The organism is Paenibacillus tengchongensis (assembly GCF_008973665.1).
Lineage (GTDB): Bacteria > Bacillota > Bacilli > Paenibacillales > Paenibacillaceae > Paenibacillus_AQ > Paenibacillus_AQ tengchongensis.
Map to the genome: position 1 here is coordinate 101,757 of NZ_WACP01000005.1, position 12,291 is coordinate 114,047.

Annotated in this window: 12 protein-coding genes; 3 read left to right on the forward strand and 9 right to left on the reverse strand. The window is 55.3% G+C overall.

What is annotated here, in order from left to right:
- Nucleotides 1–92: 92 nt before the first annotated feature.
- Complete coding sequence (locus tag F1381_RS10170) at nt 93–2,792, reverse strand: cation-translocating P-type ATPase (RefSeq protein ID WP_151734739.1); 2,700 nt, start codon at nt 2,790–2,792, stop codon at nt 93–95.
- 88 nt (nt 2,793–2,880) lie between these two features.
- A complete protein-coding gene (locus F1381_RS10175) occupies nt 2,881–3,291 on the reverse strand; it encodes a DUF2500 domain-containing protein (protein WP_246187977.1) in 411 nt (136 codons plus the stop codon).
- Between the two features lie 182 nt (nt 3,292–3,473).
- Here F1381_RS10175 and F1381_RS10180 point away from each other — a divergent pair, with 182 nt between their 5' ends.
- Together F1381_RS10180 and F1381_RS10185 are read left to right on the forward strand one after the other, a co-directional pair.
- Nucleotides 3,474–3,836: a hypothetical protein gene (locus F1381_RS10180; protein WP_151734740.1), complete on the forward strand. Its 363-nt coding sequence runs from the start codon at nt 3,474–3,476 to the stop codon at nt 3,834–3,836.
- Nucleotides 3,837–3,909: 73 nt separating this feature from the next.
- Nucleotides 3,910–4,764: a YitT family protein gene (locus F1381_RS10185; protein WP_151734741.1), complete on the forward strand. Its 855-nt coding sequence runs from the start codon at nt 3,910–3,912 to the stop codon at nt 4,762–4,764.
- An 86-nt stretch (nt 4,765–4,850) separates the two neighbouring features.
- Here the strand turns inward: F1381_RS10185 and F1381_RS10190 are convergent, their stop codons facing one another.
- From F1381_RS10190 to F1381_RS10205, 4 genes are all read right to left on the reverse strand, one after another.
- Nucleotides 4,851–5,138 carry a stage VI sporulation protein F gene (locus F1381_RS10190; protein WP_151734742.1) on the reverse strand — a complete coding sequence of 96 codons (288 nt, stop codon included), beginning with the start codon at nt 5,136–5,138 and terminating at the stop codon, nt 4,851–4,853.
- Between the two features lie 67 nt (nt 5,139–5,205).
- Nucleotides 5,206–7,257 (reverse strand): ATP-dependent DNA helicase RecG, encoded by a 2,052-nt coding sequence (gene recG, locus F1381_RS10195; protein ID WP_151734743.1) that lies wholly within the window; start codon nt 7,255–7,257, stop codon nt 5,206–5,208.
- A 15-nt stretch (nt 7,258–7,272) separates the two neighbouring features.
- The gene (locus F1381_RS10200; RefSeq protein WP_151734744.1) at nt 7,273–8,133 is read right to left on the reverse strand and encodes a DegV family protein; all 861 of its coding nucleotides are present in this window, start codon (nt 8,131–8,133) and stop codon (nt 7,273–7,275) included.
- 30 nt (nt 8,134–8,163) lie between these two features.
- A complete protein-coding gene (locus F1381_RS10205; protein ID WP_151734745.1) occupies nt 8,164–9,942 on the reverse strand; it encodes a DAK2 domain-containing protein in 1,779 nt (592 codons plus the stop codon).
- A 193-nt stretch (nt 9,943–10,135) separates the two neighbouring features.
- On the opposite strand from F1381_RS10205, the gene rpmB reads away from it, so the two are divergent.
- Nucleotides 10,136–10,324 (forward strand): 50S ribosomal protein L28, encoded by a 189-nt coding sequence (gene rpmB / locus F1381_RS10210; RefSeq protein ID WP_151734746.1) that lies wholly within the window; start codon nt 10,136–10,138, stop codon nt 10,322–10,324.
- Between the two features lie 83 nt (nt 10,325–10,407).
- Here rpmB and spoVM read toward each other — a convergent pair whose 3' ends face one another.
- The 3 genes from spoVM to rsgA form a co-directional block, all read right to left on the reverse strand.
- Nucleotides 10,408–10,488: a stage V sporulation protein SpoVM gene (gene spoVM, locus F1381_RS10215; RefSeq protein ID WP_006675261.1), complete on the reverse strand. Its 81-nt coding sequence runs from the start codon at nt 10,486–10,488 to the stop codon at nt 10,408–10,410.
- 182 nt (nt 10,489–10,670) lie between these two features.
- The gene (gene rpe, locus F1381_RS10220; RefSeq protein ID WP_151734747.1) at nt 10,671–11,339 is read right to left on the reverse strand and encodes a ribulose-phosphate 3-epimerase; all 669 of its coding nucleotides are present in this window, start codon (nt 11,337–11,339) and stop codon (nt 10,671–10,673) included.
- A 5-nt stretch (nt 11,340–11,344) separates the two neighbouring features.
- Nucleotides 11,345–12,259 carry a ribosome small subunit-dependent GTPase A gene (rsgA, locus tag F1381_RS10225; protein ID WP_151734748.1) on the reverse strand — a complete coding sequence of 305 codons (915 nt, stop codon included), beginning with the start codon at nt 12,257–12,259 and terminating at the stop codon, nt 11,345–11,347.
- Between the last annotated feature and the right edge of the window lie 32 nt (nt 12,260–12,291).

Sequence of the window (12,291 nt, forward strand, 5' to 3'; positions counted from 1 at the left end):
AAGACAGAGCAGCAATTCTCCAATATTTATGGAGAATCGCTGCTCTTCTCGTTTTTGTGCTTATGAAAGACAACAACCGGCCAGTTTCACCTTTAATCCCAGGTCTTACCCTTCCCGCTGAGCCGGAGCACCAGCTTCACCAGCTCGACAATCACAACAATGCCGACTGCGGCGGCTACAACGATCAGCCACTGCGTTCCGGTCATATGCTGCACACCGAACCATTCGTTCAGCCCGGGAATAATAATGACCAGCACCAGCAGCAGGGTGGAGATTACCGAAGCGCCAAGCATGTAGCGGTTAGAGAACAAGCCGATCTGCAGCAGCGACTTCGTATTGGAACGGACGTTAAAGGCATGAGTGATCTGCAGCAGCCCAAGCGTAGCGAACGCCATTGTAACAGCAACGCCTTCATCATAGTGGGTGTGCGCCCAATAATAAACCAGAAGCGTCAGCAGTGCTTCCAATATCCCCTGATAGATAATCCCTATGCCGACCCCGCCGGCAAAAATACTGCTGTTCGCCTTCCGCGGCTTCTTCGCCATCACGTCGCTGCCCGCCTTCTCCAGGCCCAGCGCCAGCGCCGGCAGCGTATCCGTCACCAGGTTGATCCACAGAATATGAATCGGCTCCAGTATGCGCCAGCCGATCAAGGTTGCGATGAACAACGTCAGCACTTCGCCCAGATTCGCCGAGAGCAGGAACTGGATCGCTTTGCGGATATTGCTGTAGACCTTGCGCCCTTCCTCTACAGCGACAACTATGGTGGTGAAATTATCATCCGCCAGAACCATATCCGATACGCCCTTGGCGACATCCGTTCCCGTAATTCCCATACCTACGCCGATATCAGCCGATTTCAGCGCCGGTGCGTCATTGACGCCGTCGCCGGTCATGGCGACGATCTTGCCCTTGGCGCGCCATGCCTTGACGATGCGTACCTTGTGCTCCGGCGATACCCGGGCATAAACGGAGTAGTCGGCAACCCGCTCCGCAAAATCCCGCTCACTGATCTTATCCAGCTCCCGGCCGGTAAGCACCGCGCTGTCGTCCTCGATAATTCCGAGCCGCTTGGCAATCGCCGCAGCAGTATCCTTATGGTCGCCGGTAATCATCACCGGACGGACACCGGCCTTGCGGCAGACGGCTACGGCCGCCTTGACTTCTTCGCGCGGCGGATCGATCATGCCGGCGAGGCCGACGAATACCAGCTCTTTCTCCGTGCTTTCCGGCGATAGCTCCGCCGGCAGCCCGTCAGAGTCGCGGAAGGCAAATGCCAGCACGCGCAGCGCTTCATCCGCAAGCATCTTGTTGCCGGCGGCAATCTTGCGCGTATGCTCTTCCGTCAGCGGAACCAACTCACCCGCCTCAAGGATGTGGCTGCAGCGGGATAAGAGCACATCCGGTGCCCCCTTCGTCAGGGCCCGGTAGCCGCCTTCCACCTGATGGATCGTCGTCATCAGCTTGCGATCCGAATCGAACGGCAGCTCGCTTGTGCGCGGCTGCTTCTGCTCCAGCTCCCGCTTGTCGGTGCCGATGCTCAGGGCATAATCCACCAGCGCCGTCTCCGTCGGATCGCCGATAATCGCCTTGCCGCTTTTGCCCCCGCCGGCTCCGGCGCCTTCATCAATGCTGGAATCATTGCAGAGTGTCATGATCTCAAGCAGCCGTTCGCCGCCGGGTACCCCGGGCAACTCCTCCGTCGCATCCATCAGCCCGCCGTTCAGATACAGCTTCTCCACTGTCATCTTGTTCAGGGTAAGCGTCCCTGTCTTGTCCGAGCAGATAATTTCCGTGCTGCCGAGCGTCTCGACCGCCGGAAGCTTGCGGATAATGGCTTTACGCCCCGCCATCCGCTGCACGCCCAGCGCCAGAATAATCGTGACGATGGCCGGCAGGCCTTCCGGAATGGCCGCTACGGCCAGTGAAATGGAGGTCAGCAGCATATCCAGCAGCTCTCGTCCTTCCAGCAGCCCCACGGCGAAAATAACCACGCACACCCCAAGAATAATAAAGGTGAAATATTTGCCCAGCTCATCCAGCTTTTTTTGCAGCGGGGTTACATCATTCTCTTCCTCAGAGATAAATCCGGCGATCCGCCCGACCTCCGTCTTCATCCCAGTGGCCGTTACAATACCTACGCCCCGGCCGTAAGTTACGCTGCTGCTCATGTAAGCCATATTCGTGCGGTCTCCGATCACCAGATCGGCTCCGTCCAGCACACCGGTCTGCTTCTCGGCCGGCAGAGACTCACCGGTCAATGCTGCCTCCTCCGTCTTCAGCGAGGCCGCTTCCAGCAGCCGCACATCGGCCGGAACCACATTGCCCGCCTCCAGCAGGACAATATCGCCGGGCACCAGTTCTTCGCTTTTCACTTCCGTCACCTGTCCGCCGCGGCGGACACGGGCCATCGGCGAGGACATGCTCTTGAGCGCCTCAAGCGCCTGCTCCGCCTTATTCTCCTGAACGACGCCGAGCACCGCATTCAGCACGACAACCAGCAGAATAATGATGGTATCGGTCCATTCGCCCAATATGCCGGAGAGTACCGCAGCCACCAGCAGAATGAAGATCATGACATTTTTAAATTGCTCAATGAACTTGGCCAATAAGGTCTTCTTCTTAGCTTCCTGCAGCAAATTCCTTCCGTGGCGCTCCAGCCGCGCAGCCGCTTCTTCCGGGCGCAGCCCTGCCTCGCTGCTCTCCAGACGCTGCAGCACCTCATTGCTGTCCAACGTATGAAATGCTATGGGGCTTTCCGTTTCCGTCTTTGTAGCTTCAACAGGATTCAAACCGCCAGCTCCTTCCGCATCTAATGGTTATAATTAAAACCCTCATAAGGAGTTTTACCCAAAATTAGTCCGGAGATTCTACGGAAGCTCAATCTCTGTAAGCACGCTCAGACATCCGCTGAAAGCCTTTGAAACGCGTCCCCTGATAAGACAGTCGTCCCTGGTCGCCTTCCACAATGACTCCGTAATCAGAACCGGACAGTTCTAATTCAAGCCGTTCACCTTCACCCGTTTCAAATGTTATGTAATAGCTTGTTTTGGCACTAGTCTCTCCCCGGCCGCCCCATACCTCAGTACGTCTGCCGACAACAACGCAATTGACCGTCACCAGCGGACTGGCATTATTTCTGCTCCACTGCGTTAATCCCTTAATGATTCCATACGCAAATATACCGATGACAGCCAAAATAATCAGCGTTCCAAAAAACTGTATTCCGCCGCCGAATGAGCCAAAGGGACTCGGATTTGAAAAACTCGCTGCTTGACTCCAATCGCTCAAAATGCCCCATCCTTCCCCCAAAAAAAGTTTTTGCCATACATTTACTTCTGGATACGCCCGTTATCTGCTCCGGTTTCAATTTTACAGCCGTTTGCCGCCTTATAAAATCCGCTTTCAATTTGGCTGACGTAAAATCGTATGTTATGCTTTACATATACTTTATTCCGTAAGGAGGTGGTCCCATGATGACATATCCTAGCTGCAGCCGGCTCTCCCGCCTGTTGCGGGCGGCCCTGATTCCGCTCCTGCTGTTCAGCATGCTCGCAGCTTCGGCCGGAAGGTTTCATTCAGCGGATTCCGACGATCACTCCAGTAAAGTTAAACGCTATGAACATAAAATTACGCATACAGTGTGGAAAAAAACCACGCTGCACAAGTATATGCCGCTGATCCGGCCTGCGCAGCACGGGACCACCTCCTGGAATGCCGGCGTTTCAGCCACAGCTGTCTTAGCCGTATCGCTTCTGCCGGTCATTTATCTCCGGCTGAAGCGGATGCTGCTGTATCCGCTGAAATTCACCTCGCAGTTTGTAGACTATGCTTAGCGGCTGAATATATAGCTCTCCATTCTATATACCCGGGCAAAATATATTTCCCTTCAAGAAGGGAGGATCACAGATGAAACGAAATTACAGTGGCGAGTATCCCCCCCTGCACAGACGTAAGGGAGTGCGCACACTTTCTGTCATCGCGGGCGGTCTTATAGCAGCTGTTGGACTGGAACTGTTCCTGATGCCACATAAGCTGATTACCGGAGGTATCGCCGGATTGTCGGCCCTGCTGTCGCATATGACGGAAATGCGTCTTGGCTTGTTTCTGTTCCTGCTGAATCTGCCGTTTATTCTGCTGTCACGCAAGCAGATTAACCTGAAGTTTGCACTGTATACCATGCTCGGTCTGATCTGCCTGACGGCGGGCTCACTGGCCCTGCACCGGTTCCCGGCTGTCATTACCGAGCCGCTGCCGGCCGCTCTCGCCGGCGGTCTCTGTCTCGGCCTCGGGCTTGGCATATCCATCCGCTTCGGCGGCGTAGGCGGTCCGGCACCGGAATCGGGATTTATGTTTCTGCGCAGCGGGCCGCCCAAATGGGCTGAGACTGCTCTGATGCTGCTGAACTGCGCCATTCTGCTCTGCGCAGGCGCCTTGTTCGGCTGGGATCAGGCCATGTACTCGATCCTCGCCTACCTGCTTGCCTTTGAAGGAGTCCGCTTCTCTCTGCGCGACCTCACCCGTTCCCGGCCGGTATGGATAACCACAAGCCGCTGTACGGAGATCAAAGCGGCGCTGCGTGATGAGCTGGAGCGCGAATCCAAGCTGGTGCAGGACGCCGGCCCGGAAGGCCAGCCCGGCACCTTATTCTGTCTGGCCAGCCGCATGGAAGAGGAAGCGCTCACTACCATCGTGCACAGCTTCGATCGCCAGGGTGAGATTGTTATCGGCAGTCAGACGAGACGGATGCCCTTTTCTCATTAAACTGCAATAAACCAAAAAGCGTTCCCGCCGCAATAAGGCAGGAACGCTTTTTGGTCCGTAAAGGATGATCCGAAGGGATTCTAAAGTCAGCGGAACATGTTCCACAAGCGGATCAGATGAAAGGTGTTATTCGGATCAATTTTCTGGGCGATGACGAACTTGACAATTTGCTCTTCCTGCGTTGAAGATAATTTCTCATTCAGCACGGCTGCGGCGTTCCGCACCAGCCGGCGTACCACTGCCGGATCTTGCAATTCCTGCCGTGAAATGCCTTGAATCATATTTTTGATGCGGTCCTTGACAGCCGTGTTCTTCATCTTCAGCTTAATGCGTTCCACCAGCTGCGGGCTGATTCCGTATTGCTGATATCCCAAACGACAAGCACCTCCCGTCATATCCGTCATTCACAGTATATGACCGGAGGCTCCTGCATGTGCCTATTTAGTCAATGACCTCGCCCTGAAAAATTTGTTCACTCTGCAGGTACCTCCGCAGCGCCGCATAATCAGGCGATGTCCAGAAGGAGGCCTCCTTCAGCAGCTCCGCCGCATCGTCTCGGGCCTGCTCCAGAATCTCGAAATCGGCCGTCATGTCAGCCAGCCGGAATTCCGGCAGCCCGCTCTGCTTCGTGCCGAAGAAATCGCCGGGTCCGCGGAGCTCCAGATCACGCCTGGACACCTCGAACCCGTCGTCGGTCTCCGTCATAGCGGTCATTCGCTCACGGCCAATCTCCGATTTCGGGTCGGCGACCAGTACACAATATGAAGCATGGCTGCCCCGTCCGACCCGGCCGCGCAGCTGGTGCAGCTGTGACAGGCCGAACCGGTCCGCATCCATAATAATCATCAGCGTGGCATTGGGTACGTCCACACCTACCTCGACAACCGTTGTAGAGACCAGTAATTGAACCTCGTTGCTGTAGAATGCGCGCATGACCTCGTCTTTTTCCGCCGGTGTCATCCGCCCGTGCAGCAGACCGACCTTGTAGCCGGGAAAATGCTGCGACATCTGCACATACAGGTCAATCGCGTTCTGTACATCCAGCTTCTCCGACTCCTCGATCAGCGGACAGATCAGATAAGCCTGTCTTCCCTGATCCACCTCACGGTTCACGAGGCCCAGCACCCGGTCCAGTTTATCGTGCTTGACCCAATAGGTCGTAATAGGTACCCGCCCCTTGGGGCGTTCAGCCAGTGTCGAGACATCCATATCACCAAAGACAGTGATCGCCAGCGTCCTTGGTATCGGCGTCGCCGTCATCGTCAGCACATCGGGATTGTAGCCTTTGCGGCGCAGTACGCTGCGCTGGTTGACCCCAAAGCGGTGCTGCTCGTCGGTGACCACCAGCCCCAGGCTGCGGAAGAAAACATCGTCCTGGATCAGGGCATGTGTACCGACGACGACATCCAGCATCCCCATCTGCAGGGAAGCAAGCATGTCCTTGCGCTTGCGCCCGGTTACGCTCCCGGTAAGCAGTCCTACAGAGATGCCGAACGGTTCAAACATCCGGGTTAAGGAGCGCATATGCTGCTCCGCAAGAATCTCCGTCGGGACCATAAGCGCTCCCTGAAAGCCCGATTTCACAGTGGCATAAAGAGCAATCGCCGCAAGCACCGTCTTGCCTGACCCCACATCGCCCTGCAGCAGACGGTTCATGCAATATGGCGACCGCATGTCCTGCAGAATCTCCAGCTCCACCCGTTTCTGGGCGTCCGTAAGTTCGAAGGGCAGACTTCGCACGAACTGGCGCACCGTTGCGTTGTCCACCGTATGCACCACACCGTCCATTCTCCGCTGATTAAGCACACGGAACGCCTGTACTTTCAGCTGGAAGAGAAACAGCTCCTCATAGACCATCCTGCGCCGGCCCTGCTGGCCTTCGCGGGTGTCCTCCGGGTTATGGATGGTGGCGATAGCCCGCTTGCGCGGCATAAAATCATATTTCCGTATAAGCGCCTGCGGCAGAATCTCCGGGATCAGCTCGCCGAACTGCTGCAGTCCCTGGCTGATCGTCTTGCGGATCCAGCTCTGCGTGATTTTGCCGCCAACCGAATATACCGGCTGCAGTGTACCGGTCTTGCCGCCGCCGCGGTCGGGAAATTCATAGTCCGAGACGGTGATTTGGCTGCGCTTCTGATCCCACTTGCCGGTAATGACGACCTCACGGCCGACCGTCAGCTGCTCGCGTACATAATGCTGGTTAAACCAGGTAGCTGTGAACATCCACGGCTCCGCCACCATTTTGCAGCTGAGCCGTGATTTGCCTCCGTAACGCTGCAGTACGGGAATGCCGATGACCTTAGCCACCAGCGTCGCCTTGTCGCCGTGCTTGACTTCATTCAGCGGACGCGGACGAAAATCTTCATAACGGAACGGATAGTATTCCAGCAAATCTTTCACATTAAAGATGCCAAAGGCGTGAAGCTCACTTTGCTTTTGAGCGCTCACGCCGTTCACTTGCTTTACTTCAATGGATTCCAAAGATAATGTCATAACACACCCCTATATTCAAGCGGGCCAGATGAACACGGCCAGCGTTCCGTTGCCGACATGGCTGCCCACAACAGGACCGACGTTGGTCAGCACTTGCTCATTCAGGGTGAAATGAGCTGCGAGCTCCTTCAAGAACTCTTCGCCGGCTGCCGGCTCCGCCGTATGGCCCACAGCTACGTTAATGTTGTGCACTCCCGGCAGGTCGGATTTGAACAGCTCGATCATGCGGGCGACCGCCTTCTTGCGGCCTCTGACCTTCTCCACCGCATAAATAATGCCTTCCTCGTCAATCGATAGAATGGGCTTGATATTCAGCAGTGTGCCGAGAATCGCCGACGCCTTGCCGATCCGCCCGCCTTTCTGCAGATACTCGAGTGTATCCACGAGGAAATACAGCTTGCGGGAGCGGCGCAGGCGCTCTGCGGCTTCGAGGATTTCTTCCGGTGCCATGCCTTCCTTTGCCCATCTTGCAGCCTGCACAACCATTAGACCAAAACCGTAAGAGGCGGAGAGTGAATCCACAACCGTGATCCGCTCCCCCTCCTCTTCCAGCATCGATTTAGCCAGCACTGCGGATTGATAGGTACCGCTCAGCCCGGATGAAATATGAAACGACAGAATCGGACTGTCCGGGTAATTCGCAAGAATGCTGCGGTACACGTTCATGTATTCGACCGGTGACGGCTGCGATGTGGTCGGCAGCTGCGGCGAGCGGGGAAGACGCTCGTAGAACTGCTCCGGTGACATGTCTACACCGTCGCGGTATGATTCATCGCCGAACATGAGCGTTAGCGGCACAACCTCGATGCCAAGCTCTTTCGCCATTGCCGGCGGGATATCTGAAGTGCTGTCGGTGACGATTACTGTGCGTCTCATGACTTTCCTCCCCAACTGATTTGGTGCCTCTTACGGCTCCACAGAGAATAAATAGTAATACAGCGGCTGACCGCCTTCGTGAATCTCCACTTCCACCTGCGGGTAGGCCGCTTCCAGCCAAGCTCCCAGCGCTTCGGTTACTTCTTCTTTGGCATCAGCGCCGGTCAGTACGGTAACGATCTCGTCGCCGTTCTCCAGCATATTCTCCAGCAGTTGGCGGCTGGCCGCCAGCAGATCATCGTCAGCGGCAACAATCTTGGAATTGCTGATGCCGATGTACTGTCCGGATTTAATCTGCAGCTCTTCAATTACAGTATCTCTAACCGCATTGGTAACCTGACCGGATTTGACCTGGGCGATTGCCTCCAGCATATTGCCGGTATTGACATCTACCGTGTCATCTTCCTGGAAAGCGAAGGCGGCCGCGATGCCCTGCGGAATGCTCTTGCTCGGAATTACGGTAATATCCCGCTCGCCTTCGAGCAGTTCCTTCGCCTGCTGGGCGGCCAGCACGATGTTGGAGTTGTTCGGCAGGATGTAAATATGCTTGGCCGAAATCGAAGAGATTGCGTTGACGAAATCTTCGGTACTTGGATTCATCGTCTGTCCGCCAGAGAGCACTGCATCTACGCCGAGACTGCGGAATATTTCCGATATACCCTCGCCGGAAGACACTGCGATGAAGCCGTATGGTGCCAGGTCGTCCGCAGGAGGAACTGCCGGAGCTTGTACGCTGCTCGTTTCCGCCGGCATATCCGCGAAGAGCTCCGGCATCGGCGCGATATCCATCCCTGTGGTCAGCAGGTCGCGGTGCTGCTCGCGCATGTTCAGAATATGGATCTGGGTAATTTCCCCGTATAAGAGGGCAAGGTTCAGTACATCGCCCGGAGTCTTGGAATGGACATGCACTTTGATCGTTTCGTCATCGGAGATGACAATGATGGAATCCCCGTTGACTGACAACGCTTTCCTAAAAGCATCCTCGTCAAAAACCGCATTGGCGGTCCCGCCGAGCTGGCGGTTGATGAAAAACTCCATATCATATAAAAATTCAATATCTTCTGTATGCAGCTGGGATTGCGCCGAAGCATGCATGGAAGCCGCAGGTGCTGCAGGCTTATCCGCAACAGGTACATTGGCAGGCTTAGAAGCTTGTCCCTGCTGAACAGAAACCGGTGCGGCAGCCGGAACGGCGCCTGTCAGGTATTGATGAAAGCCTTCATAAATATAGACCAGACCCTGACCGCCTGAATCGACAACCCCTACCTGTTTGAGCACCGGCAGCAATTCCGGCGTATGCGCGAGCGCTTCTTTGGCTTTGGCCAGCACCTCTGTCATCAGCTCAGTCACATCTGTCGTCCGCCGGGCGAGGTATGTCGCGTGCTTCGCCGCTTCCTTGGCCACGGTCAGAATGGTGCCTTCCACCGGCTTTACAACCGCTTTGTAGGCTGTGTCTACGCCAGTCTGCAGTGCCGCTGCGAATTGCTGGGCATTAAGTTCTTCATACTGGGCCGCGTAACGTCCGAACCCCCGGAACAGCTGAGACAGGATAACCCCGGAGTTACCGCGGGCCCCCATCAATAGTCCCTTGGACAGAACCCCTGCGCATTGGCCCAGAGAGGCGGTATTATTCTTCTTCAACTCGTTCGCGCCTGCGGTCATCGTCAAATTCATATTGGTTCCCGTATCGCCGTCCGGCACCGGAAATACATTCAAGGAATTGACATGCTCAGCATGCTGATGCAGCATATCCGCTCCGGCGAGAACCATTGCGGTAAAATCTGTTCCATTTATAGAACGCTTACTCAATGAGAATTCCCCTTCCTAACTTTATGCCTAATCAATTCGTAGATTAACTGGACATAATACACTAAGCTATATTGTACTATAAGAGCCAAAAGAAATAAATGTTTTTGAAGCAGTTGACGTAGCATTTTTTGCTGTGATATTATATTTGAGTATTGTTTTAAGCAGGTGTTAGTAACACAAGGAGGTGTAATTCATGTCCCGTAAATGTACTGTAACTGGCAAGAAACCAGGCAGCGGCAACCACGTATCCCATGCCAACAACCGCAACCGTCGTTCTTGGGGGGTTAACGTTCAGAAGGTTCGTATTCTCGTGAACGGCAAACCGAAACGTGTATACGTCAGCACCCGCGCGCTGAAGAGCGGCAAAGTAGAACGCGTTTAGTCTTAATATGAAGCAAAAAGCACCCTTTACATTAGTAAGGTGCTTTTTTTCATGTCTGCTGTTTCTCCGCTTGCCTGGGCCTCTTAACTCTTCTGAAAAGTATTCAATATCGCCTTAACAAAACCTCCCAAAAACTTCGGCAGCTTAAACGTGTAAAATTTCATCCCTTACCCTCCCATCAATTCATGCCGTACGGTAGGATACTTTCCTGTCTGGGCATACTGACGAACCGCAGAACCTCCGGCAACCCGCTTTCTGATATAAAAAAAGGCTACATGAGGTTTCTGCTCATGTAACCATGTTATGCACCTTGAACTTGGCCTATACCTTGTAACCAAGCCCGCTTTTAACGCAGTCCGCCTTCTGCGGCTGACCGGATCGCTGCAATGGCGGCAGCGCGGTCGCTGCGCCCGAATACGGCGTTGCCCGCCACCAGCACATCCGCGCCGGCTTCCGTAACGAGCGGAGCCGTGGCTTCGGCGATTCCGCCGTCCACTTCGATATACAGCCCTTTATGGTTCGTTTCATTGGCCCATTCACGAATCTGCTGGATCTTGTGCAGGACTCCGGGGATAAAAGCCTGTCCGCCAAATCCCGGATTGACCGTCATCGCCAGTACCAGATCAACATCCTCCAGCACCTCGCGCACGGCAGCCGCCGGAGTGCCCGGATTGAGCGCTACGCCGGCCATCAGGCCCAGCTCCTTGATCTGATGAACTACACGGTGCAGATGCACGCAGGCTTCGGCATGCACCGTGATGACCGAGGCTCCCGCCGCCGCAAAATCGGCCAGATAACGCTCGGGGTGCTCAATCATCAGATGCACATCCAGCGGCAGCGCCGTATGCTTCTTAACCGCCGAGACAATCGGCGGTCCCAGCGTAATATTCGGCACGAAGTGGCCGTCCATCACATCCACATGAATCCAGTCGCCGCCGCAGCGTTCAGCTTCGGCCACCTCGGCGCCAAGCGCGGCGAAATCCGCCGACAAAATAGAAGGAGCAATAATAGTCATGTCTGTTAGTACCTCCGCTTTTTGTCTTTCATTTCTTGATGGAACTGCTTGTAATGCGCATAGCGGCTGTCCGCGATCTCTCCGGCCTCCCAGGCTTCAATCACACGGCAGCCGGGCTCATGCAGATGGCTGCAGCCGCGGAACTTGCACTTCTCGGCATAGATAGTGAATTCGCGGAAACAGACGGACAGCTCCTCCACTCCCAGCTCCAGGAAATCAAGCTGGCTGAAGCCCGGCGTATCCGCCACCAATGCGCCGCCGCCGATATCCATCAGCTCGACGTGACGGGTCGTATGGCGGCCGCGGCCCAGCCGCAGGCTGATCTCGCCTGTCTCAAGCTCCAGGCCCGGCACCAGCCGATTGAGCAGTGTCGATTTGCCAACCCCGGATTGACCGGCGAAGACGCTGACTGTCCCCGCAAGCCGCTCGCGCAGCTCAGCGCTGCCGGTGCCTTTGAAGGAACTCGTAATCAGCACTTCGTAGCCGATCCGTTCATACAGCTCTTTCACCTGTGCGGATGCGGCATCCTCCGTTCCGTCCTCCTCTTCCAGATCCTGCTTCGTCAGCACAATCAGCGTATTTAGTCCGGAGTGCTCAATATGAACCAGAAACTTATCCAGCAAATTCAAATTCATATCCGGCTCACGCACGGAGAAAAGCAGCACCGCCAGGTTAACGTTGGCTACAGGAGGGCGGATAAGCTCGGATTCACGGGGAAGAATCTCATCCACCGTGCCTTCCCCGTTTTCGGTAAGCGAGTACATAATCCGGTCGCCAACGAGCGGAGTGTGGCCCTTCTTCTTCAGGATGCCCCGGCCACGGCACTGGACCGCCTCCTCACCGGCCGCAACCGCTCCGTCCTCCAACGGTTTAACATAGTAATAGCCGCTTAGCGCTTTGACGATCATTCCTTCAGGCATACATTACAAGCCTTCCTCTCTGTCCTGTAATT